Genomic DNA, 21,775 nt, shown 5'->3' on the forward strand with positions numbered 1-21,775 from the left:
GCAAGGGCAAAGATTTGTCATTACGCACCTTTTGCTTGCCGCTTGGTACTGCCGCCCGTATCCGGCCTGATCCAGGATGTGGGCTCCAACCACCATCCGGAGTTCATGATGCGTATCACCCATTCCCTTGCCCTGATTCAAGCCCTGCTGCTGGGCAGCGTGCTGATTGCCGGCTCTGCCAGCGCTGTTGCCAAGGACCACCCCAAGGTGTTGATGGTGGTGGCGTCTTACAAGGTGGCTGAAGTCGAGTACAACGAGCCACGGCAGCAACTGGAGCAGGCTGGCGCCATCGTCCACGTCGCCAGCGTCAAGATGAGCCCGGCCACAACGTACAGCGCACAGACCATCCTGCCCGACCTGTTGATCGACGATGCCCGTGCGGATGACTACGATGCCATCGTGCTGATTGGCGGAGAGGGCGCCGCCGGCGACCTGTGGGGGCATGCCAAGCTGCAGCAACTCGTCAACGCAGGCTACAACCAGCACAAGCTGGTCGCGGCCATTTGCGCCGCCCCGGTGGTGCTGGCACGCGCCGGATTGCTGCAGCAACGCAAAGCCACCGCCTTTTACAGCAGCGACATCCTGTCCGAGCTGAAAAAAGGCCAGGCCAGCTACACCGGTAACCGGGTAGAAATCGACGGGCGCCTGATCACCGGCAATGGCCCGGCAGCATCCGGCGAATTTGGCAAGGCAGTGCGCCAGGCGCTGGAAGCACTGTAATCCCTCCGGGGGGGGGATTACCGGGCGCCCGACCTGCGCCCCTGCAACGAGAGAATCCGATCACAACCGATGCAAGGGATGCACATTTTGACTTCTTCAATCCGACGTACCCGGCCGGCTGATTTGCCGGCATTGTTCGAAATCAGGGCCCGTACTCGAGAAAACGCGCTTGACATTGAATACCTCGCTACCCTGGGTATTACGCCAGCCAGTTCGGCTGCCGCCATGCTCAATGGCCAGGTTCAGGGCTGGCTGTGTGAAATGGCTGGTCAGATCGTCGGTTTTGCCAGTGGTGACCGTGATTCAGGAGAGATGCTGGTACTGGCCGTGCTGCCAGAATACGAGGGGCGTGGCATTGGCAAGCGGCTACTGACGGAGGTTGTCTCCTGGCTTGTGTCCTGCGGGTGCCCGCGTATCTGGTTGACGGCAAATCGATCTCCCTCGGGGCGGGCCTATGGTTTCTATCGCCATTGTGGCTGGCGTCCGACAGGCGAGCTGGTGGACGGTGACGAGGTGCTGGAGTATTTCACAGTGAGTTCTGCTGCATTGCCAGACAAAGTGACAAGCCCGCTTGAGCTGGTCGACGTAAATCGTGACAATTGGCAGCAATGTGCTGCGTTGTCGGTAACCGCGGCTCAGCAGGCACTTTTCCCCTGCAGCGTGCTGGGATGGATTGCCGAATCACGTTTTGAGCCGAGTTTTCGTTTGCATGGCTTGTCCGTGGACGCACAGTTGATTGGTTTTGCCGTGACGGGCGTGGATCCCGAGGATGGCGAGCACTGGCTGCTCGCATTCGTGATTGACGCCCCTCACCAGGGACAGGGTTTCGGACGAGCCGGCATGCAGGCTTTGTTGGCGTATTTCTCGGCACAGCGCGCCTGCAGGCGCATCCTGTTGGGGCACCGGCCCGAAAACCTGTCCGCAGCTCGCTTGTATGCTTCATTTGGCTTCGTGCCCCTGCGGGAAACGCCGCAGGAAATCATTTGCAGCTTGCAATTGCCCCGGTAGTGACGGATTTCGCCTTTGGCGAAATGTCGGATTTGTTCAATACATGCGCCTGCCAACGCTTCAGCATGGGAGCTCGATCATTTGCCAAAGGGGCAAGCCATGTATTTGCTGCACGCCGAATTGAAAGCCCGTCCCCATGCCATCGCGGAGGTGCGGAGCCTGCTGGATACCTGCCGGCAAGCAGCCCGCGCCGAGCCCGGCAATCTGGACTTTGCCATTTTCTGCCGGGAAGATAGTCCGGACGAGTTTGTGGTGTATGAGCGCTACCGCAGCAAGGCAGACTGCGAGCTGCATCTGCACTCGGCGCCGATTCAGGCGGTGCTGCAAAAATTCGAGCTGCTGTTGCAGCATCCGCCCCGCATCGTGCAGGCCGGATTGCTGGCCGGGCACTTTTGCGCGGATGATTGACGGAGGACACGGATGGAGCGTGAGCGTTGCGCCGGCACGGCCGCCCCGATCTGGCGGCATGCCGTATCACCACTGCTGACACCATTTGTTGACTGCATCTGGGGCATGTCATCGCAGCAGGCCGTGGTCTTGCCCTGCTTGTTGCCCGGCACGGGTGCCGAGCTGTTTCTGCAGCTGGGCACGCCGTTTCTGGCCTGCGATGGCCACGGTCGGCCAAGCCCGCTGCCTGCGCTCACCTTGCTGGCATTGCGAACGCAGTCGCTAGCTCTGGCGCCAGCGGCCGATCTCGATTTCATCGCAGTTCGTTTCAAGGCCGGCATGGCCGCGCGGCTGCTTGGCCTGCCGGTGGGTGAATTGATCGACACGCCACAGTGCCTGACCAGTCTGGGTGGACTGTCCGCCGACAAGCTGCTGGATCAGCTGCACGCCTGTGCAGGCAGACAGGCGCGCATCGTGCTGCTGGAGGGCTTGTTGCTGCAATGTCTGCAGTCATCCCCGCATTTCGACATGGACATTGCGCTGGGCGTACAACATCTGTACTACCAAGCTCCGGGCGTGGAGGCACTGGCACGGCAACTTGGCATGTCAGGGCGGCAGCTCGCACGGCGATTCATGGCGCAGGAGGGCATCAGCCCGGTGCAGTTCAGACTGCTGGCGCGTTTTCAGCGGGCGGCACGGCTGCTGTGCCTTGAGCCAGCCCTGCCGCTGGTGCAGGTCGCAGCTGCGAGCGGCTATGCCGATCAGGCGCATCTGACACGGTCTTTCCGGGCGCTGCTTGCCAGCACGCCAGAGCGGGTGCGCCGCCAGATGCGTGGCAGGGTGACATTCTATGCCCGTCCCGGGCGGGAGCGCTGATGCTGCCCGTCCCGGGCTGAATCACAAGCGCAATAAAAAACCCCGCATCCGTGCAGGAGTGCGGGGTTCTGAACACGCCGGAGTATCGATTACTCCATGCGGTAGTTCGGTGCTTCCTTGGTGATCTGCACGTCATGTACGTGCGATTCGCGGATGCCGGCAGCAGTGATCTGCACGAACTCGGCCTTCTGGTGCATGTCGGCGATGCTGGCGCAGCCCACATAACCCATGGAAGAGCGGATACCGCCGACCAGCTGGTGCACGATGGCAGTCAGCGGGCCCTTGTACGGTACGCGGCCTTCAATGCCTTCCGGCACCAGCTTTTCGACGTTGGCGGTGTTTTCTTCCTGGAAGTAGCGGTCGGACGAGCCTTGCTGCATCGCGCCCAGCGAGCCCATGCCACGGTAGCTCTTGTACGAGCGGCCCTGGTACAGCTCGACTTCGCCGGGGGCTTCTTCGGTGCCGGCGAACAGGCCGCCCAGCATCACGCAATGCGCGCCGGCAGCCAGTGCCTTGGAGATATCGCCCGAGAAGCGGATGCCGCCGTCGGCAATCAGTGGTACGCCGGTACCGGCCAGTGCTTCAGCCACGTTGGAAACCGCCGAGATTTGCGGCACACCCACGCCGGCAACGATACGCGTGGTGCAGATCGAACCGGGGCCGATGCCGACCTTGACACCGTCAGCGCCGGCTTCCACCAGCGCCAGTGCGGCAGCGGCGGTGGCGATGTTGCCACCGATGACCTGCACTTGCGGGAAGGTCTGCTTCACCCAGCGCACGCGGTCCAGCACGCCCTGGCTGTGGCCGTGGGCGGTATCGACCACCAGTACGTCCACGCCGGCTTCCACCAGCAGCGCCACGCGCTCTTCGGTATCTCCACCGGTGCCGACGGCGGCGCCAACCAGCAGGCGGCCTGCGGAATCCTTGGCGGCGTTCGGGTGTTCGGTATTCTTGATGATGTCCTTGACGGTGATCAGGCCCTTGAGCTTGAACGACTCGTCGACCACCAGCACACGCTCCAGGCGATGTGCGTGCATCAGTTCGCGGGCTTCGTCGATGCTGGCGCCTTCGCGCACGGTGATCAGCTTGTCCTTGGGCGTCATGATGGTCGAAACCGGCACGTCGAGGCGGGTTTCGAAACGCAGGTCACGGTTGGTGACAATGCCGACCACCTGGCCGGCGGCATCGATAACCGGCAGGCCGGAGATGCGATGCTGGCGGGTGATGGCAATCACGTCACGCACCAGCAGGTCCGGACGCACGGTAATCGGGTCTTTCACGATGCCCGATTCGTAGCGCTTGACCTTGGCGACTTCCTGCGCCTGCATCTTTGCCGGGATGTTCTTGTGCACGATGCCGATACCGCCTTCCTGCGCCAGTGCAATCGCCAGACGCGCCTCGGTCACCGTGTCCATTGCGGCGGACAGCAGCGGCAGATTGATGCGGATATTGCGGGTCAGCTGGGTGGCGAGCGAAACGTCGCGCGGCAGTACGGTCGAATGAGCGGGAACGAGCAGGACGTCGTCGAAGGTCAGGGCTTTCTGAACGATACGCATGGGGCGCAATCCTTAGGCGGCAAAAATCGATTATACCGAAAACCGCCACGCTGAGCTACGCCCCTGCAAGCCGTCGGCAAAACCCGGTGTAGCAGCACCGGCAACAGGTGCCTGCCTGCGCGGAATGCAACGATGTTGCGGCGCATGATTGCGCCCGGCTGTAAGAAAAACTACTTTCAAAGCATGACAAGTAAGTTTTCAGGGCAGCGAGATGGCCGACAATGTCCAGCACAAGCAAGCACCGGTCGGTTTGATCCTGTCCGGTGGCGGTGCACGGGCTGCGTATCAGGTAGGGGTGTTGCTGGCGGTGGCGCGCTTGCTGCCACGTCGTGGGGTGAATCCCTTCCCCATCATTTGCGGCACTTCAGCCGGCGCCATCAATGCCGCTGCACTGGCAGCGGGGGCCACAGATTTCAAGCGCAGCGTGTTCAAGCTGGTGCATGCCTGGGGGGCGCTGACGCCAGACCGCGTCTACCGCGCCGGTTTGTTGCAACTGTTCGGTCGTGCCGGGCACTGGGTGCTGTCATTGCTGATCGGTGGCATGGGGCGCTACAACCCGCGCAGCTTTCTGGACAACGCGCCGCTGCGCGAGCTCTTGGGCGAGATGATCGATCTGGCCGGCATAGGCCAGAGTGTTGAGCAGGGGAGCCTGGTGGCGTTGTCGATCACCGCATCGGGCTATACCTCGGGGGAGTCGGTCAGCTTCTTCCAGGGCGATCCCGCGCTCGACGGCTGGCGCAGGGCCAAACGCATCGGCGTGCCGGTAGAGATCGAGATGGATCATCTGATGGCATCCAGCGCCATCCCGCTGGTGTTTCCAGCCGTGCACATTCGCCGCGAGTATTTCGGTGACGGTTCGGTGCGACAGATTGCGCCGATCAGCCCGGCCATCCATCTGGGCGCGCGCAAGCTGCTGGTGGTCGGGGTGGCGCCGCAGGATGAACACGGGGCCAACCGGCAGCGGACCGACGCCTATCCCTCGCTGGCCCAGGTGGCCGGCCATTTGATGAACAGCGTGTTCCTCGACAGCCTGGAAACCGATCTGGAACGGCTGACGCGCATCAATCGCACCTTGTCGAAGTTGCCAAACGATGGGGCCAGCCAGCTGGAGCTGCAACCTATCGAGGTGTTGTCGATTGCGCCGTCGCAACCGCTGGAGCGGCTGTCGATTCCGCACAAGTCCACTTTTCCGCCGGGGTTGCGCTTTTTGCTGTCGGGCCTGGGTGCTTTTCGCCGCCAAGGCTCGGTGGTGGCCAGCTATCTGATGTTCCACGGTGAATACACGCGCGCGCTGATCCAGCTCGGTTACAAGGATGCGATGGCGCAACGTCAAGCGCTGGAGACTTTTTTGGGATTAAGTCCACAGGCCCGCCCAGCAGGCGATGAGGCTGCTACAATTGCCGTCGATTGAAAAAAACAATCGATAGGGTGGAGTCATGTTGCGTTGGCGTTTGGGTTTTCTGGTCTTGGCGTTGTCTTGTGCGGGCATGATCGGCTTCGCACTGTATGAACAGTATTACAACTTTCTGATGCCTTGCCTGATGTGTATCTATCAGCGCATGGCCGTCATCAGCTACGGTTTTGTCGCCTTGCTGGCGGTGCTGTGGGCGCCCAAAACGCGTGGTGGTGTTTATGTGATTGGCGCGCTGGCGAGCATTGCTTCGCTGGGTGGCGCCTTTGCCGCAGCCAAACACGTGATGCTGCAATATGGCCCGAAAGACCCGACAGTAAGCTGTGCGCCCAGCCTGCCTTTCCCGATTGATTTCAACGATCCGAAGTGGCCTGCGTGGTTCTCCGGCCTGTTCCGCCCTGTGGGTGACTGCAGCAACATCGACCTGACCGTATTCGGCCTTTCCATGCCGGTATGGGTGGTGGTGGCCTGCCTGGGCCTGTTTGGCGCGGCCATGCTGCTGTGCCGTCTGCGTGCGCGTGAACTGCAGCGCGGGTGGTGGCGATGACGCTGACCGAGCTGCGCTATATCGTAGCCGTGGCGCGCGAGCGCCATTTCGGCCGCGCGGCTGCCAGTTGCTTTGTATCGCAGCCCACGCTGTCGGTGGCAGTGAAAAAGCTGGAGGACGAACTGGGCGTGACCCTGTTCGAGCGCTCGGCTGGTGATGTATCGCTGACCTCAACCGGCGAGCGTGTGGTGGAGCAGGCGCAGCGCGTGCTGGAAGAAGTGCAGGTGGTCAAGCAACTGGCCGAGCAGGGCAAAGACCCGCTGGCCGGGCCGCTGCGCCTCGGCATCATCTACACCATCAGCCCCTATTTGCTGCCTTGCCTGATTCCGGCGCTGCGCGAGGTCGCACCGCAAATGCAGTTGCTGCTGGAAGAAAACTACACTGGTCGCCTGGCTGAAATGCTCAAACAGGGCGAGATTGACGCCGCCATCGTGGCCGAGCCTTTCTTTGAAGGCGGCGTCAGCACCATGCAGCTCTACGACGAGCCCTTTGTCGTCGCCACGCCCAAGGGCCACCCGTGGGAGGCGTTGCCTGCCATTGATTCCAGCCAGCTGGCCGAGGAAAACGTGCTGCTGCTGTCGCCGGGCAACTGCTTCCGCGACCATGTTTTGCAAACCTGCCCGGACCTGAATCGTGAAAGCCTGCCGGCCGGCAGCCTGCAGCGCACCTTGCAGGGCAGCTCGCTGACCACCATCCGCCACATGGTGGCGGGCGGCATCGGCGTGACCGTATTGCCGGTAACGTCGGTGACACCAGCTGACGATGCGCTGTTGACCATCAAGCCCTTCTCGGGCGAAACGCCGACGCGGCGGGTGATTCTGGCCTGGCGCAAGAATTTCCCGCGTACGGCAGCCATCGAGGCCGTGCGTACTGCGGTGCTCAACTCCGGCCTGGCCGGCGTTACGTTCCTGCACTGATCCAATCTGTTGATTTGCTGGCCAGCCCCCGTGGCGCGGCTGAGAGGACCCCATGACTGCCAACATCGTCATCATTGGCACCGGCCTGGCCGGCTACAACCTGGCGCGCGAGCTGCGCAAACACGACACCGCCACGCCGCTGACCCTGATCAGCCGCGACGGCGCCGGTTTCTATTCCAAGCCCATGTTGTCCAATGCGCTGGCCGGCAACAAGACGGCGACCACGCTGGTGATGAAACCGGTGGAGAAGATGGCTGAAGAGCTGAACGCAACCATACTGGCGCGTAGCGACGTCAATGCCATCGACCCGGCAGCACATACGGTGACGCTGGCCGACGGTAGCAGCATTGCCTACGGCAAACTGGTGCTGGCACAGGGCGCCGACCCGATTCGCCTGCCGCTGGCGGGCGATGCCTCAGCCGACGTGCTGTCGGTGAATGATCTGGACGACTACGCGCGCTTTGCCGACAAGCTGGAAGGCGTACGCAGTGTGGCCATTCTGGGTGGCGGTCTGATCGGTTGCGAATTCGCCAACGATTTGCTGGCACGCGGCATCACTCCGACCGTGCTGGATGTGGCGCAATGGCCGTTGTCACGACTGGTGCCGCAGCAGGCGGGTGATTATCTGGCCGCCAAACTGACCGCCGCCGGTGTGCAGTTCCGTTTTGGCGTGGCAGCCAGTGCGGTGGACAAGCAAGGCAGTGGTTATCGCATCACGCTGGACGATGGCAGCAGGCTGGATGCCGATCTGGTGCTGTCTGCCATTGGCTTGCGCCCGCGCACGCAACTGGCGCAAGCAGCCGGGTTGACGGTGCAGCGCGGCGTGGTGGTGAACCGGCTGCTGCAAACCAGCAGCCCGGATATCTATGCGCTGGGTGATACCGCCGAAGTGGAAGGGCTGAATCTGCCTTTTGTGATGCCCATCATGCAGCAGGCACGTGCGCTGGGCGCTACCTTGGCTGGTAACGCTACGGAGCTCAAATACCCGGCCATGCCGGTGGTGGTGAAAACCCCTGCTTGCCCGACCGTGGTGGCACTGCCCGCTGCCGGTGCCGCCGGGCAGTGGTGGGTTGAAGCGAGCGAGGCAGGCGTCGATGCACGTTTTGTCGCCGCCGACGGCAGCCTGCTGGGCTTTGCGCTGCTGGGCGAGGCGAGCAAGCAGCGCCAGGCATTGGCGCCGTCGTTGCCGGCTGTGTTGGGCTGATTCACGAACTGCGTGGATTGCAATGAAAAGCGGCGCTTCAGGCGCCGTTTTTCATGAGGTGCAATGCAATCACGCGCCGTGGCATTTCTTGTACTTCTTGCCACTGCCGCACGGGCAGGGGTCGTTGCGGCCGACCTTGGGGGCATCGTTGCGCACGGTTTCCACTTTGCCGTAGCGCTTTTCCAGCCAGTAGAACATCGCGTCCTCGACCAGCCACGGCAGTTCGGCCAGGCGTTCTTCGCGCTGGGCGATGTCCAGTGTTTCCAGGTCTTCGTCCTCGCCGTCATTGCCTTCCAGCGCCAGAATGCCGGCCACGGTGTCGAAGAATTCCTCATCCTCGTCCAGCCCGGCTTGCCACAGGTCTTCACGCGCCAGAATGCCGACGCGGAAGCCCGACGCCCAGTAGGCCCCCAGCGTTTCCTTCCATTTCTCGTCCACACCTTCATCTTCGAGGATCAGCGGCAGGTAGAGCGGTTCTTCGCCCACATTGCCACGGCGCTTGGGCGAGTAGGCATCCTGCACGGTCTGATAATGACGGCGGATCAGGCCGAGGATTTCATCGGCTTCATTCTGGTCGGAGAATTCCGGGGTCTGCCCGGCAAAAATCTGCGGCAGCCACTCGTCCTCGGCGATGTCTTCCGGGCCGACGGTCAGGGCGACAAAGAAGCCATCGACCATTTCCAGGTCCATGGTTTCGTCCGGGGTGGTTGGCCCCATCAAAAAGGTATCGAGGTATTCGAGTTCGCTCTCGTTCAGCGGAGTGTGGCTCATTGCAATTCCAGTCTGCAGATCAACGGGTTAACCCGGGATTTTAGCCGGTATCGCTGCCAGCCGATACCGCCGTCAGCGCGCCGCCATGCGGATTTCGCCGCTGCCTGCCACGCGGCTGTGCACGGTGGCCGGTTTGCTCAGCACGATGATGTCGCCACTGCCGGCAATTTCCAGATCGGCCAGCTCGCTGGGCGCAATGACGGCATCGCCGCTGCCGGCGATGCGCACGCAGCTGCGGATTTGCCGCAGCGCCCCGGTGGACACATCGCCCGAGCCCGCAACCAGCGCGGACAAGACCTGCACGCTGCCACTGGCCTCGATATCGCCGCTGCCGCAGACTTCCAGTTCCAGCAGAGCCTGATCTACGTTCAGCAGTTGCAGGTCGCCGCTGCTGAGCAACTGCCAGGATTCGACCGCAGGTCCTTCCAGCTCGATCCGCACCTGGTCGAAATCGCGCCAGCGAAACTTGCCGCTGATTTGTGTGCCGTGAAGCTGGATGTGCTCCAGCGCTCGGGCATTGCCCCGTATCACGGCGCGCGGCGTGATGGCCGGGCGCCAGGTCACGTCCGCGGCGATGTTGATGGTCATGCTGCGGCCGGGTTGCCAGGGCAGCTCGCGCTCTTGCCAGTCTGGTGCTTTGCGGCCACTGGCCGGCCGGCTTCGACGTGCGATGGCCAGCGTAAGCGCAATCAGTACGCCGCCCAGCATCAGCGGCAGCACGGTCAGCAGCAAGCCGCCGCCCACAATGATGAGCGAAAACAGCAGTCCGCCCACCAGAAGCAGCAGCAAGCCGGCAAATGGCAGCAGCAAGGTCATGCCGGCGCCAGCCAGCAACCAGTTGACCGGTTTGCCCGCCGCGCCATGACGTTGCCGGCGCTGGCGTCCGCCAGTGTGCTCGCGGGCCAGTCGGGCCGGGTCGCCCAGTGCGCGGGCGGTTTCTTCCTCGCTGCGGCCGGCTGCGCTGGCCTCGGCAAAGTGGCTGTCGTAGTCGGCCACGATCTCGTTCACATCATCCGCGGGCAGGCCTTTCAGCGCCTTGCGCAGGCGCGCCAGAAACTCAAACTTGTTCATCATTGCCTCCGAGTAAGCGGCTGACTGCACCGGAAAATTGCCGCCATTCCTGTTTTTGCTGGCTGAGCGACGCCTGGCCGGCAGGGGTGATGCGGTAGTACTTGCGCGGCGGTCCGCTAGGCGATTCCTGCAGATAGGTGCTGACATAGCCATCCTGCTGCAGGCGGCGCATCAGCGGATAGATGGTGCCTTCGCCCATGTCCACAGCCTGTGCCAGTGCGCCCGCGATCTCGTAGGCATAGTTGTCGCCCTGATCGAGCAAGGCCAGCACGCACAGGTCGAGGACGCCTTTCTTGAGCTGGGTGGAAATTGCCTCGGCCATGCCGGCCCCACGACGTGATCTGGAATGCGCTCAGTCTATGGCAAGGTATCTTTCATTGCAAGATACCTTGCATGATGAAGAGTGCTTGTGCGGTTGGGGGATGTTCAATACGGCAGTGGAGAACCACCACCCGGCAGGGGCGCCGGGTGGCATGCCAATCAGCGGGTCAGTTCGACCAGCAATTCCTTGATGCGCACGGTGCGCAGCGTGGGTTCGGGCCAGTTGCCCTCGATACGCAACCGGTCTGGCGGCACCATCTTGTAGTTCTTTTTGCTCTGCACCAGCTGGATGATCTTGAACGGCTCGACCACGGTGTTCTTGGCAAAGGTGACCACGATGGCGCTGTCGGCCGCGTCGATCTTGGCGATGCCGGCCGGTTTGGCCAATATGCGCAGGCGGTGGCAGTCCAGCAACACCTTGGCAGCATCTGGCAGCAGGCCGAAGCGGTCGATCAATTCCTGCATCAGGTCGTCCAGATCGTCCGGCGTATCGGCGCTGGCCAGGCGCTTGTACAGGCTCAGGCGTTCGTTCACGTCCGGGCAATAGTCCACCGGCAGCAGCGCTGGCGCATGCAGATTGATTTCGGTGGTCACGCCCAGTGGCTGGGTCAGGTCCGGCTCCAGCCCCTTCTTGAGCGCCTTGACGGCTTCGTTGAGCATTTGCGAGTAGAGCGAGAAGCCGATTTCCTGCATCTCGCCCGATTGCGAATCACCCAGCACCTCGCCCGCACCGCGGATTTCCAGGTCGTGCATGGCCAGATAGAAGCCCGAGCCGAGCTCTTCCATCTGCTGGATGGCTTCCAGCCGCTTCTTGGCGTCGGTGGTGATGCTCTTCAGATCGGGCACCAGCAGATAGGCATAAGCCTGGTGGTGCGAGCGGCCCACGCGGCCGCGCATCTGGTGCAATTGCGCCAGACCGAACTTGTCGGCGCGGTTCATCACGATGGTGTTGGCGTTGGGGATGTCGATACCGGTTTCGATGATGGTGGTGCACAGCAACAGGTTGAAGCGCTGCGCGTTGAAGTCGCGCATCACGTGCTCCAGCTCGCGCTCGCGCATCTGGCCGTGCGCCACGCCGATGCGGGCCTCGGGCAGCAGCGCGGTGAGCTTTTCGCGCATGTTCTCGATGGTGTCGACTTCGTTGTGCAGGAAGAACACCTGGCCGCCACGCTTGAACTCACGCAGCACAGCTTCGCGGATCACGCCGTCGGCATATTTTGCAACGAAGGTCTTGACCGCCAGTCGCTTGCTGGGCGCCGTGGCAATCACCGAGAAATCGCGCAAGCCTTCCAGGCTCATCGCCAGCGTACGCGGGATGGGGGTGGCGGTGAGGGTAAGTACGTCCACGTCGGCGCGCAGCGCTTTCAGCTGTTCTTTCTGGCGCACGCCAAAGCGGTGCTCTTCGTCGATGATGACGAGGCCCAGCTTGGCGAATTGCACGTCCGGCTGCACCAGCTTGTGAGTGCCGATGATGATGTCGATCTGGCCATCGGCCAAGCCCTTGAGCGCGGCGGCCACTTCCTTGGGCGAGCGGAAGCGCGACAGCTCGGCAATGCGGATCGGCCAGTCGGCAAAGCGGTCGCTGAAAGTCTGGAAGTGTTGCTCGGCCAGCAGGGTGGTGGGCACCAGCACGGCCACCTGCTTGCCACCGAGCACTGCAGCAAAGGCGGCACGCAGCGCTACTTCGGTCTTGCCGAAACCCACGTCGCCGCACACCAGCCGGTCCATGGGGCGATCAATGCGCAGGTCGATCAGCACCGCCTCGATGGCGGCGGCCTGATCGGCGGTTTCCTCAAAGCCGAAGCCGGCGGCAAAGGCTTCGTAATCGTGATGATTCCACTCGAACGCATGGCCTTTACGCGCTGCGCGGCGGGCATATAGATTGAGCAGCTCGGCGGCGGTGTCACGTACCTGTTCGGCAACGCGTCGCTTGGCTTTATCCCACGCGCCGGAGCCGAGCTTGTGCAGTGGCGCCGCATCGGCGCTGCCGCCGGAATAGCGCGAGATCACATGCAGCTGCGACACCGGCACATAGAGCTTGTCTTCGCCCGCGTATTGCAACAGCAGCAGTTCGGTCGGCCCGTCGCCCAGGTCCATCGATACCAGGCCCTGATAGCGGCCGATGCCGTGGGCCTCGTGCACCACCGCATCACCGATTTTCAGCTCTGACAGATCGCGCAGCATGGCGTCGGTATTGCTGCGCTTTTGCTGGCGCTTGCCGCGCGACTGCGCCACGGTAGCGTAAAGACTGGCCTCGGTAATCACTGCCAGCTGGCTGGCGGCTTCGATAAAGCCGTTGTAGAGCGGCGCTGCGGTCAGCATGACCGCATCGCGCGCGCTGGCAAAGTCTTGCCAGCTATCGACCAAGGCCGGCTTGAGGCCGTATTCGGCAAAGAACTGCGCCATGGTTTCACGGCGGCCCAGACTCTCGGCGCAGATCAGCACACGCTGTGTTTTGGTGGCGGAGTGGCGGGCAATGAAATCGAGCAGCTTCTGGATCGGCTGTTCGGCACGGCGGTCAACACCCAGATCGGGCAGCGGCAGCGTGGCATCGCTGCTGCCGGCAACGAATTCCAGCCGCTTGAAGTTTTTCAGGCTGGCAAACAGATCGTCCGGCGGCAGATAGATGTCTTTGGGCGGCAAGATCGGGCGGTCTTTCTCGCCCGACAGGTTGCGGTAGCGATCCTGCGTATCGGCCCAGAATTGCTGCGCGGCGGCGTGAATGTCGCCATGCAGCGCAATCAGCGCATCCTTGGGCAGATAGTCGAACAGCGTGGCCGTCAGATCGAAAAACAAGGGCAGATAGTATTCGACGCCGGCGGGAGTGACACCAGCGCTGATATCCTTGTACAGCCGCGATTTGCTCGGGTCGCCCTCGAACACTTCGCGGAAACGCTGGCGGAACTTGGTACGCCCGCCATCATCCAGCGGGAATTCACGCGCTGGCAGCAGGCGGATTTCCGGCACCGGAAACAGGCTGCGCTGCGTATCGACGTCGAAAGTGCGGATGGTTTCGATTTCGTCGTCGAACAGGTCCAGCCGGTACGGCAGGGTGCTGCCCATGGGGAACAGATCGACCAGCCCGCCACGGATCGAAAATTCGCCGGGGCTGTAGACCTGCGTCACGTGGCTATAGCCGGCAAATGCCATGTCGGCGCGCAGCTTTTCGGCATCGAACTTCTGGCCCTTCTGCAAAAAGAAGGTATAGCCGGCCAGGTATTCCACCGGCGCCAGCCGGCTCATGGCGGTCTGCAGCGGCACCAGCACCACGTCGGCTTTTTGCTCGCGCAATTGCCACAGCGTTTCCAGCCGCTCCGAGATCAAGTCCTGATGCGGGCTGAAGTGGTCATAAGGCAAGGTTTCCCAGTCCGGCAGCTGCAGCACCGTCTTGCCGGGCGCGAAGAAGGCAATTTCCTCTTTCAGGCGTGCGGCGTCCTGTGCTTGCGCGGTCAGGATCAGCAGCGGACGTACGGCATCGCTGTAATCGGCCAGCATTCTGGCGTCGAAGGAGCCGTGGGGCAGGGCAAGTTGCAGTCGCTCGTTGGCGCGGGGCAGGGCGGGCATGGGTAAAGCCGGATCTGGCAAAAGCATGATTATATCGGGGTCGGCGCCATACCGTTGCGTGACCATGCACAGTCCGGGGCAATCTTGTGCTACCCGCCGGGTATTCGGCAGGTGTTGATTTTTTACCACCAGCAACGAATCATGCGCTACTGTCCCGTGACTTTTTCCCTTGTTGATCAGCCCCTTGCCGCCCGAGGCAGGAGATACGCTTGAAAGCATCTGCCTGGCTGGCGCTGCTGCTGCCGCCCCTTGTTTACTGCCTGGCCCAATGGCTGGGCTGGCTGCTGGCCCCTGCCGGCCAGTATCAGGCCCTGTTTGCACCGGCGACAGGCGTAGCAGTGTGGATGGTGCTGGTGCGCGGCAGGCGGATGTTGCCGCTGCTGGCGGCGGGCAGTTTGCTGTTACCGTTGCTGCATGGATTGCCCTGGCTTGCTGCAGGCGGCTTGGCCCTGCTCCAGACCGGCCAGATCATGGCCATCCATCGCCTGGCAAAACGCCCGCATGGCATGCCGCTGACGCTGCGTTTTGCCGCGCTGCGCGTCGTGTTGCTGCCGGGCTTGCTCAGCATGCTGGTGGCGGGATTGATGATGCTGGTCCTTGGCCTGGCAGAGCATGATCTGATCAGTGATGGCTGGCAGGACGGGCTGCGGTTGTGGGCGGGCGGGCTGCTGGGCGTGCTGGCGCTGGTGCCGCTGGCTTTGTCCCCGTCGAGTCTGACTGCCTTGCGGAGCACGCCGGTATTGCGGCTGCTTGCTGCGCTAGCTGTGGGGGCGGGCGTGGTGGCGATCATCTATGCCTGTACACTGTTCGAGCTGGCAGAAGCACAGTTCCTGCTGTTTCCCCTGTTGATCTGGTCTGCGTTGCGTGCGGGCTACCCGCTCAATGCCGGCATCCTGCTGCTGGCCGCGCTGGCGGCCAGCGTGGTCATCCGCTTTGGCAGCGGCGAGGCGCTGCAAAGCCCGGCCGCCGTGCTGGCGTTGCTTTGTGCCGGCACCTCGTCGCTGATGCTGGCCGTCTACAACCGTTTGTTGCAGCGTGCACTCAAGGCGCAGCGCATGGCGGCGCAAGTGTTCGAGAGCACGCATGAGGGCATCGTGATTACCGATGCCGACGCGGTGATCGTCTCGGTAAACCCCGCTTTCAGCCGCATCACCGGCTATTCGGTGGCCGAGGCCATCGGCAAGCCCTCGCGTATATTCGATACGGCCGGCAAGGTGCGCGAGTTCAACCAGACCGTGCACAAGCAACTGCAGACCACCGGCATGTGGCAGGGCGAAACGCTGGATCGCCGCCGCAACGGCGAGCTGTATCCAGCCTGGCTATCGATCAGCGCGGTGCATGACGACAAGGGCCGCGTGAGCAATTACGTGGGCGTGTTCTCCGATTATTCAGACCGCAAGCAGGTCGAGGTGCAATTGCAGGCGCTCGCGCATACCGACGCCTTGACCGGGCTGAGCAACCGGGTAGCGATGACCGAGGCACTGACTGCCGCCATCGCGGCAGCCCGCAGCAGCGGCGAACAACTGGCGCTGTTCTTTCTTGACCTCGACGGCTTCAAGCCGGTCAATGATCGCCACGGTCATGACGTGGGCGACGAGTTGCTGCGTGTGATAGCCCAGCGTCTGCGCAGCAGCTTGAAAGATGACGACGTGATCGCTCGTCTGGGTGGCGATGAGTTCATCATCCTGCTTGATCATGTGCGTGATACTGACGAGCTGGCCGCCATTGCCCAGCGGCTGCTGGCCGCTGTGGCACAGCCGGTGACGTTGCACGAGACCGCCTTGCAGGTGGGGGCATCGATCGGGATCGCCTGTTACCCGCGCGACGCTGCGGACGCGCAACAACTGCTCAAGGCGGCAGACAGTGCCATGTATCAAGCCAAGGACGCAGGCAAGGGACAGGTCTGCTTTCATGCGCCGTCGGTGGCGGTGTGATGCAGTTGCTGCCTATGCTGGGTGCTTGAAATCAACGGGCAGGCTTGTTGCCCCCGCCCGACTAGGGTAAGGTGCCGCGCCTGATCCCGCGCCGGAAATTGCCATGCAAAACAAGCTCATTCACGGTTTTCACGCCGTCTCCACCCGCATCAAGCGCTTTCCCGACAGCGTGGTCGAGCTGTATGTGAACGCCGCGCGGCTGGATCAGCGCATGCGCGAGCTGATGAAGCTGGCCGAGGCCCAGGGTACCAAAGTGGTGCTGGTGGACGAAAAACGGCTGGATGGTCTGGCTGGTGGTGGTCGCCATCAGGGTGTGGCGGCCAGCATTGATGCCGGCAAGTCATATATTTCGCTGGATGACGTGCTGGACGATCTGAGCGAGCCGCCATTTGTGCTGGTGCTCGACGGCATTACCGACCCGCACAACCTCGGCGCTTGCCTGCGCGTTGCCGATGCCATGGGCGTGCACGCGGTGGTGGCACCCAAGGACAAATCGGTGGGCATCAATGCCACCGTGTCCAAGGTGGCCTGCGGTGCGGCCGAGGTCATGCCCTATGTGATGGTGACCAATCTGGCGCGCACGCTGCGCGAGATGAAAGAGCGCGAGATCTGGATCGCCGGCACCGCTGCTGATGCGCATGTCGATCTGCACCACTTCACCGGTGGCACCGGCCCGATTGCCTGGGTGCTGGGCAACGAGGGCGAAGGCATGCGCCGCCTGACGCGCGAGCATTGCGATGTGCTGGTGTCGATTCCGATGTTCGGCTCGGTGGAAAGCCTGAATGTGTCGGTGGCCACCGGCATCGTGCTGGCCGAATCGCGCCGCCAGCGCACGATGGCCACGCCCAAAGGCTGAAACCCGGGCACTGAACGCAGCGCGGTTCGGCCGCGCTACTGTTCGGTCATGGTCGGCAGCAAATCCAGGTAGTGCGCAACGATGCGGGCATAGCTGCCGTCGGCGCGCATTTGCGCCATGGCCTTGTCGAATTCACCACGCAGTTTGGCATCGCGGAAGGCCACGCTGTAGGGCTTGGCCGGGAACACCCGGTATACCCGCACCGGGTTGTCTGCCGACTCGGGCAGTTGCGCCATGATGGCGCGGAAAATGCGCTCGTCGCCCACTACGACATCCACCGCGCCTTTGTACAGCAGCCGGTTCAGGTCGATGTCGTTGTTTTCTTCATGATACTCGGGGGCTGCCTTGGCCGCCGCAGCGAAGGCCGGGCCAAGAAAGTTGCTGGCACGGCGGAAACTCACCATGCGGTACTGGCCCAGATCGGCAACCTGCTTGATGGCCAGCTGGTTTTTCTCCAGCGCCACGGCCACGTGGTGGAACTCGATATACGGTGCCGAATAAACGGCTTTCAGCCCGGATGATTCGTCCATGGTGGCCGCAGCATCGATCTGGCCGGCCTTGAAGCCATAGATCACCCGCTCCAGCGGGGTATAGATCATTTCGGCATCACGCCCTGTACGGCGCAAGGCTTCGCGGATCAGGTCTACCTCAATGCCTTTATCTTGCTGGGCGTAGACATAGGGCGGAATGGACGCAATCATGCCTATCCGCACTGCAGGCTCTTTGGCCTGCACGCAGGTGGCACACAGCAACAATCCCAACAGCAGTCGTCGCATTCCGTTCTCGTCGATCAGCCGGTTTTCTTCTTGTGGGCCGCTTTGGCTGCAGGCTTGGGGCTGGCCTTGGCGGGTTTGGCTTCTGGCACCGCCAGATCCTTCTCTTCGGTATAGGCGGTGCGGATGGCATTGGCGAGGCCGGCCACCGCGCTGGCGTACAGCGTGCTGCGGTTATAGCGGGTAATGGCGTAGAAATTGGCGTAGCCGATGTAGTGGCGCGTGAAACCGGGCTCGGTCTCCAGCGCAAACAACACCGCCTGCTGCTGCGGGTCGACCTCGGACAGCGGCGCTACGCCTTTCTGCATCAGCTCGCCCACGGTGTAGTGCAGATTGAATTTGTCAGCCAGTAGCACGGGAATTTCTTCACCGCTGACGTTGACCGGCTGCATGATCTCGCCGTTCTTCTGCCAGCCATGCTCGACGAGGAAATGGGCCACGCTGGCGATCGCGTCGTCCGGTGTGCCCCAGATATCACGATGCTGGTCGCCGTTCCAGTCCACCGCGTACTTGCGGAAGCTCGACGGCATGAACTGCGGCAGGCCCATGGCGCCGGCATACGAGCCCATGAAACTGAGCGGGTCTTCGTTTTCCTCACGCGCCAGCAGCATGAACTCGGTCAGCTCGTTCTTGAAGAAGTCGGCACGGCGCGGGTAGTCGAAGGCGATGGTGGCCAGCACGTCCAGTACGCGGAAGCTGCCGGTGTCGCGGCCATACATGGTTTCACAGCCGATCACGGCAGCCACGACCTCGGCCGGCACACCGTAGCGCTCCTGCACCGCATCGAAGGTGTCCTTGTAGCGGCGCATGAAGCGCGCTCCTGCCACGACGCGGCTCTTGCTGATGAAGTTGTCGCGGAATTGATACCACGGCCGGCTGGTGGAGGGCCGGTCCAGAATGCTGATGATATTGGGCTTGAGATTGACGCGGGTGAACAGTGCATCGAGCTGGGCACGATCAAAGTTCTGCGTAGTGCTGAGCTGGTTCAGGTAATCCTGCACCTCGGGACGGGCCAGCAGGGCTTCGTCGGCGTGGGCACACAAGGACAGCAGCGCGGCCGCAGCCGCGATCAGGGTTTTACGCATGGGGGTCCGTTTGGCCTTACTGCGAGAGCGCGCTCGACAGCAGCTTGGCCGTGATGTTCACAATGGGGATGACGCGCTCGTAGGCCATGCGCGTGGGGCCAATGACGCCCAGCGTGCCGACGATCTCGCCATTGGCTTGATAGGGGGCGGTAATCACCGAGCAATCGCCCAGCGGCTCCAGGCCCGATTCACCGCCGATGAAAATCTGCACGCCCTCGGCCGCGTGGCCGAGTTCGAGCAGTTGCAATAGTGCGGTCTTGCGTTCGAACAATTCAAACAGCTGGCGCAGGCGCTGCATGTTGCTGGCCAGATCATCACTGTTGAGCAGATTGCGCTCGCCCGAAATCAGCAGCTGGTCGTTGCTGCCGGGTGCTTGGCCTTCGTGGTTGAGCAGGGTGACCATTTCGCGCTTGAGCGCAAAGACTTCGGTCTCGACAAAGGTGCGCAAATGGCTCAGCGTGCGGCCGGCACAATGCTGATTGAGGAAATTGGCAGCCTCGATCAGCTGCATCGGTGCTAGCGGCGTATCGGTATGCAGGATGCGGTTTTGCACATCGCCATCGTTGGTGACGATGATGAGCAGGATGCGGTTGTCCGACAGGCGCAAAAATTCGACGTGCTGCAGCAGCACTTCCTGCCGCCGCCCCATCACGACGATGCCGGCAAACTGCGTGAGCTGCGACAGCATCTGCGAGGCAGCTGCAATGCTGCGCTGCGGATTGTCGCTGGGCAGGCTGGCCGACAGCACGGCAACCGGGTCCAGCAGCTCGCGCTGCTGCGCGATCATCAGCGAATCGACAAAGAAGCGGTAGCCGCGCGCAGTGGGCACCCGGCCGGCCGAAGTATGCGGGCTGGCGATGAAGCCCAGGTCTTCCAGCTCGGCCATCACATTGCGGATGGTGGCGGGGCTGACTTCCAGCCCGGTGGACTGGGCAAGCGTCTTGGAGCCGACTGGCTGGCCATCGGCAATATAGCGCTCGACCAGACTGCGCAGCAGGATTTGGGCACGTTCGTTCAACATGGCGACCATTCTAACGGCTGTCCGCACACTGCGGCGAGTGCGCCGGTGGGTATATCTGCTAGATCAAGCCAGGGCCGCGAAATACAAGAGGGTCTGCGGCTTACCGCGCTATTGTCGGGCCAGCGCCATGCGCGGGAATACGCGCTTGAGCCAGCTTTCAGCGGCAAGATCGCCCTCGGTGCGGGCCAGATAGTCAAAACCCAGCTGCGCACATTGCTCGGAGAGTTCAGGCATCAGGTAAGCGGCCTCCTGCAGCTTGTCCAGCCCGTTGCCATTTTTTTCGGCCAGCAGGATGCGGCCATGCAGCAGTGACGCCTTGCCGAACGGCCCGCCGGCACACTGTTGCAAATGCGCCAGTACGGCCTTGGCGCGACTGCTGTGGCCGTGTTCGGCTTCAAGCTGGGCCAGCTCGTGCAGCGCCATCACGTCCAGGTTGTCCAGCGGTTGCTGCGTCAGCTCGGCCAGCCGGGTCTTGCCGGTGCGCCTGGTGTGGTGATGTTTTTGCCAGTTGGCGCGCTCATCCTCCCACCACTTGAGGTCGTATTTGTTGATCAGCCGCGTGCACAGCTCGCCCAGCAGGTCTTCGGCAGCGGTTCTGGGCGCCGCTTCGGGCAGCCTGGCCGGCTGGCCCAGCGCACGCAGACGATCACGCAGGCAGGGGTGGGTATCGTGCAGGTCGGAATTCTGCAGCAGCAGTTCGTCCAGCCGCGCCTGCAATGCCCATTGTTCGCGACTCATCGTGAATGCTTTCTTCATTGCGGCGTGCGGCATGAAGGCCGGCGTGGCGCGGTCGTCGGCTTGCGCATACAGCTTGGGCCAGAAGGTGTCTTCCAGCCATGGTGACATCAGCGCGGCACGGGTCAGCCCATTGGCCAGATGTTGCGCACCGATCAGATGGGCTGCTGCTGCGTCGGCCTCGTATTCATTCTGTCTTGCCAGCACAAAGGTATGGGCGTTGAAATAGGGCGCGATCCGGTTGAGCCAGTTGGCCATCAAACCGTTGATGAAGTTGTCCTCACGATTCCCGTCGACCCGCTCCTGCAGCGCGTTGAACATCAGCCGCTGGCGGTAGACCCACGCGTCGGCGGAGCCATGCTTGCCGGCCAGCAGACCATATTCATGTGCGATGAGCGCCAGCATTTCCTTGGGCGTACAGGCCAATAGCAGTGGCAGGCCCAACACCAGATGATTACTGTGTCCGCCAAACAGGCCCAGCCGGGGCAGCTGGAAGACCGTTGCGCTCATCGAGTTATCGATGACGACGCGGTGTATATGCGGTGCCTTGAGCTTGCTGCGCAGCTTGTCGAGCAACTTGAACAGCCGGGGTGCTTCCTTGCGCGTGATCTCGATACCCTTGGGGGCGTCCAGCCGGATCAGCGCCATGCGTACAGTGATGAACAGCACGGGAATGCTGGCCGCAACCAGCAATAACAACAACTCCACCATGCGGATGATCATGTGCTGGTTTTCAATCATCCATACGGCAAACCAGCCGATCGCCACGATCAACAGCAAACTAAGGCCCAGCAGCAGATAGGCGGACATGCTGACCAGCAGCACCTTGAGCTTGAAGCTCCCCGGGTTGCGCCTGGCGTCGGATTCAAGCCGGTGCACCAGGTCTTCGTAATCGGTGTCGAACATGGCGGCGGTGTGAACGAAGGATGAGGGCATTCTAAATGCTAAATCAGCCTGACATGTGACTGTCATGCAAGTGCGCAGCGGTTTCATGCGCCAAGTTGCCGCAATGGGGCCG

At 62.4% G+C, this 21,775-nt stretch carries 19 protein-coding genes; 10 read left to right on the forward strand and 9 right to left on the reverse strand.

The window, feature by feature from the left end; all coding sequences use genetic code 11:
* Positions 1-105 precede the first annotated feature (105 nt).
* From B9A19_RS10255 to B9A19_RS10270, 4 genes are all read left to right on the forward strand, one after another.
* The gene (locus tag B9A19_RS10255; RefSeq protein ID WP_139798766.1) at positions 106-720 is read left to right on the forward strand and encodes a DJ-1/PfpI family protein; all 615 of its coding nucleotides are present in this window, start codon (positions 106-108) and stop codon (positions 718-720) included.
* Between the two features lie 78 nt (positions 721-798).
* Positions 799-1,728, forward strand: a complete 930-nt coding sequence (locus B9A19_RS22555) for a GNAT family N-acetyltransferase (RefSeq protein ID WP_176216878.1) — start codon at positions 799-801, stop codon at positions 1,726-1,728.
* A 99-nt stretch (positions 1,729-1,827) separates the two neighbouring features.
* Positions 1,828-2,136, forward strand: coding sequence for a putative quinol monooxygenase (locus B9A19_RS10265; RefSeq protein WP_084090705.1), 309 nt, complete (start codon positions 1,828-1,830; stop codon positions 2,134-2,136).
* Positions 2,137-2,148: 12 nt separating this feature from the next.
* Positions 2,149-2,991: an AraC family transcriptional regulator gene (locus tag B9A19_RS10270; RefSeq protein ID WP_084090706.1), complete on the forward strand. Its 843-nt coding sequence runs from the start codon at positions 2,149-2,151 to the stop codon at positions 2,989-2,991.
* Between the two features lie 89 nt (positions 2,992-3,080).
* Here the strand turns inward: B9A19_RS10270 and guaB are convergent, their stop codons facing one another.
* Positions 3,081-4,547: an IMP dehydrogenase gene (gene guaB / locus B9A19_RS10275; RefSeq protein WP_084090707.1), complete on the reverse strand. Its 1,467-nt coding sequence runs from the start codon at positions 4,545-4,547 to the stop codon at positions 3,081-3,083.
* 211 nt (positions 4,548-4,758) lie between these two features.
* Here guaB and B9A19_RS10280 point away from each other — a divergent pair, with 211 nt between their 5' ends.
* The 4 genes from B9A19_RS10280 to B9A19_RS10295 are packed head-to-tail and all read left to right on the forward strand — an operon-like array spanning position 4,759 to position 8,626.
* On the forward strand, positions 4,759-5,958 hold the full coding sequence (locus B9A19_RS10280) for a patatin-like phospholipase family protein (protein ID WP_084090708.1): 1,200 nt from the start codon (positions 4,759-4,761) through the stop codon (positions 5,956-5,958).
* Positions 5,959-5,983: 25 nt separating this feature from the next.
* The gene (locus B9A19_RS10285) at positions 5,984-6,505 is read left to right on the forward strand and encodes a disulfide bond formation protein B (RefSeq protein WP_084090709.1); all 522 of its coding nucleotides are present in this window, start codon (positions 5,984-5,986) and stop codon (positions 6,503-6,505) included.
* Positions 6,502-7,422: a LysR substrate-binding domain-containing protein gene (locus tag B9A19_RS10290; protein ID WP_084090710.1), complete on the forward strand. Its 921-nt coding sequence runs from the start codon at positions 6,502-6,504 to the stop codon at positions 7,420-7,422. The genes B9A19_RS10285 and B9A19_RS10290 overlap by 4 nt, the downstream gene beginning before the upstream one ends.
* A gap of 52 nt (positions 7,423-7,474) precedes the next feature.
* Positions 7,475-8,626: an NAD(P)/FAD-dependent oxidoreductase gene (locus tag B9A19_RS10295; RefSeq protein ID WP_084090711.1), complete on the forward strand. Its 1,152-nt coding sequence runs from the start codon at positions 7,475-7,477 to the stop codon at positions 8,624-8,626.
* Between the two features lie 69 nt (positions 8,627-8,695).
* Here the strand turns inward: B9A19_RS10295 and B9A19_RS10300 are convergent, their stop codons facing one another.
* The 4 genes from B9A19_RS10300 to mfd form a co-directional block, all read right to left on the reverse strand.
* On the reverse strand, positions 8,696-9,397 hold the full coding sequence (locus tag B9A19_RS10300) for a UPF0149 family protein (RefSeq protein ID WP_084090731.1): 702 nt from the start codon (positions 9,395-9,397) through the stop codon (positions 8,696-8,698).
* A 72-nt stretch (positions 9,398-9,469) separates the two neighbouring features.
* On the reverse strand, positions 9,470-10,468 hold the full coding sequence (locus B9A19_RS10305; protein WP_176216879.1) for an HAAS signaling domain-containing protein: 999 nt from the start codon (positions 10,466-10,468) through the stop codon (positions 9,470-9,472).
* On the reverse strand, positions 10,455-10,790 hold the full coding sequence (locus tag B9A19_RS10310; RefSeq protein WP_084090713.1) for a PadR family transcriptional regulator: 336 nt from the start codon (positions 10,788-10,790) through the stop codon (positions 10,455-10,457). Before B9A19_RS10310 ends, B9A19_RS10305 begins: the two co-directional genes overlap by 14 nt.
* Before the next feature lie 158 nt (positions 10,791-10,948).
* Complete coding sequence (gene mfd, locus B9A19_RS10315; RefSeq protein ID WP_139798767.1) at positions 10,949-14,353, reverse strand: transcription-repair coupling factor; 3,405 nt, start codon at positions 14,351-14,353, stop codon at positions 10,949-10,951.
* 209 nt (positions 14,354-14,562) lie between these two features.
* On the opposite strand from mfd, the gene B9A19_RS10320 reads away from it, so the two are divergent.
* Both B9A19_RS10320 and rlmB read left to right on the forward strand, forming a co-directional pair.
* The gene (locus tag B9A19_RS10320; RefSeq protein ID WP_084090714.1) at positions 14,563-16,287 is read left to right on the forward strand and encodes a diguanylate cyclase domain-containing protein; all 1,725 of its coding nucleotides are present in this window, start codon (positions 14,563-14,565) and stop codon (positions 16,285-16,287) included.
* Between the two features lie 103 nt (positions 16,288-16,390).
* Positions 16,391-17,143 (forward strand): 23S rRNA (guanosine(2251)-2'-O)-methyltransferase RlmB, encoded by a 753-nt coding sequence (rlmB, locus tag B9A19_RS10325; protein WP_084090715.1) that lies wholly within the window; start codon positions 16,391-16,393, stop codon positions 17,141-17,143.
* 35 nt (positions 17,144-17,178) lie between these two features.
* Here rlmB and B9A19_RS10330 read toward each other — a convergent pair whose 3' ends face one another.
* The 4 genes from B9A19_RS10330 to B9A19_RS10345 form a co-directional block, all read right to left on the reverse strand.
* Positions 17,179-17,919, reverse strand: coding sequence for a substrate-binding periplasmic protein (locus tag B9A19_RS10330; protein ID WP_084090716.1), 741 nt, complete (start codon positions 17,917-17,919; stop codon positions 17,179-17,181).
* 14 nt (positions 17,920-17,933) lie between these two features.
* Entirely contained in the window at positions 17,934-19,001 is a 1,068-nt protein-coding gene (gene mltB / locus B9A19_RS10335; protein WP_084090717.1) for a lytic murein transglycosylase B, read from the reverse strand.
* Positions 19,002-19,017: 16 nt separating this feature from the next.
* Complete coding sequence (gene hrcA / locus B9A19_RS10340) at positions 19,018-20,022, reverse strand: heat-inducible transcriptional repressor HrcA (protein WP_084090733.1); 1,005 nt, start codon at positions 20,020-20,022, stop codon at positions 19,018-19,020.
* Between the two features lie 108 nt (positions 20,023-20,130).
* Positions 20,131-21,693, reverse strand: coding sequence for a M48 family metallopeptidase (locus tag B9A19_RS10345; protein WP_176216880.1), 1,563 nt, complete (start codon positions 21,691-21,693; stop codon positions 20,131-20,133).
* Positions 21,694-21,775: the final 82 nt, after the last annotated feature.

The sequence above is a fragment of the Andreprevotia lacus DSM 23236 genome (genome assembly GCF_900176275.1).
Taxonomy (GTDB): domain Bacteria; phylum Pseudomonadota; class Gammaproteobacteria; order Burkholderiales; family Chitinibacteraceae; genus Andreprevotia; species Andreprevotia lacus.

Excerpts from the sequence above, each read along its gene's own strand:
- B9A19_RS10255 (WP_139798766.1), top strand. The coding sequence starts at position 106 with ATGATGCGTATCACCCATTCCCTTGCCCTGATTCAAGCCCTGCTGCTG.
- B9A19_RS22555 (WP_176216878.1), top strand. The coding sequence starts at position 799 with ATGCACATTTTGACTTCTTCAATCCGACGTACCCGGCCGGCTGATTTG.
- B9A19_RS10265 (WP_084090705.1), top strand. The coding sequence starts at position 1,828 with ATGTATTTGCTGCACGCCGAATTGAAAGCCCGTCCCCATGCCATCGCG.
- B9A19_RS10270 (WP_084090706.1), top strand. The coding sequence starts at position 2,149 with ATGGAGCGTGAGCGTTGCGCCGGCACGGCCGCCCCGATCTGGCGGCAT.
- guaB (WP_084090707.1), bottom strand. The coding sequence starts at position 4,547 with ATGCGTATCGTTCAGAAAGCCCTGACCTTCGACGACGTCCTGCTCGTT.
- B9A19_RS10280 (WP_084090708.1), top strand. The coding sequence starts at position 4,759 with ATGGCCGACAATGTCCAGCACAAGCAAGCACCGGTCGGTTTGATCCTG.
- B9A19_RS10285 (WP_084090709.1), top strand. The coding sequence starts at position 5,984 with ATGTTGCGTTGGCGTTTGGGTTTTCTGGTCTTGGCGTTGTCTTGTGCG.
- B9A19_RS10290 (WP_084090710.1), top strand. The coding sequence starts at position 6,502 with ATGACGCTGACCGAGCTGCGCTATATCGTAGCCGTGGCGCGCGAGCGC.
- B9A19_RS10295 (WP_084090711.1), top strand. The coding sequence starts at position 7,475 with ATGACTGCCAACATCGTCATCATTGGCACCGGCCTGGCCGGCTACAAC.
- B9A19_RS10300 (WP_084090731.1), bottom strand. The coding sequence starts at position 9,397 with ATGAGCCACACTCCGCTGAACGAGAGCGAACTCGAATACCTCGATACC.
- B9A19_RS10305 (WP_176216879.1), bottom strand. The coding sequence starts at position 10,468 with ATGAACAAGTTTGAGTTTCTGGCGCGCCTGCGCAAGGCGCTGAAAGGC.
- B9A19_RS10310 (WP_084090713.1), bottom strand. The coding sequence starts at position 10,790 with ATGGCCGAGGCAATTTCCACCCAGCTCAAGAAAGGCGTCCTCGACCTG.
- mfd (WP_139798767.1), bottom strand. The coding sequence starts at position 14,353 with ATGCCCGCCCTGCCCCGCGCCAACGAGCGACTGCAACTTGCCCTGCCC.
- rlmB (WP_084090715.1), top strand. The coding sequence starts at position 16,391 with ATGCAAAACAAGCTCATTCACGGTTTTCACGCCGTCTCCACCCGCATC.
- B9A19_RS10330 (WP_084090716.1), bottom strand. The coding sequence starts at position 17,919 with ATGCGACGACTGCTGTTGGGATTGTTGCTGTGTGCCACCTGCGTGCAG.
- mltB (WP_084090717.1), bottom strand. The coding sequence starts at position 19,001 with ATGCGTAAAACCCTGATCGCGGCTGCGGCCGCGCTGCTGTCCTTGTGT.
- hrcA (WP_084090733.1), bottom strand. The coding sequence starts at position 20,022 with ATGTTGAACGAACGTGCCCAAATCCTGCTGCGCAGTCTGGTCGAGCGC.
- B9A19_RS10345 (WP_176216880.1), bottom strand. The coding sequence starts at position 21,693 with ATGCCCTCATCCTTCGTTCACACCGCCGCCATGTTCGACACCGATTAC.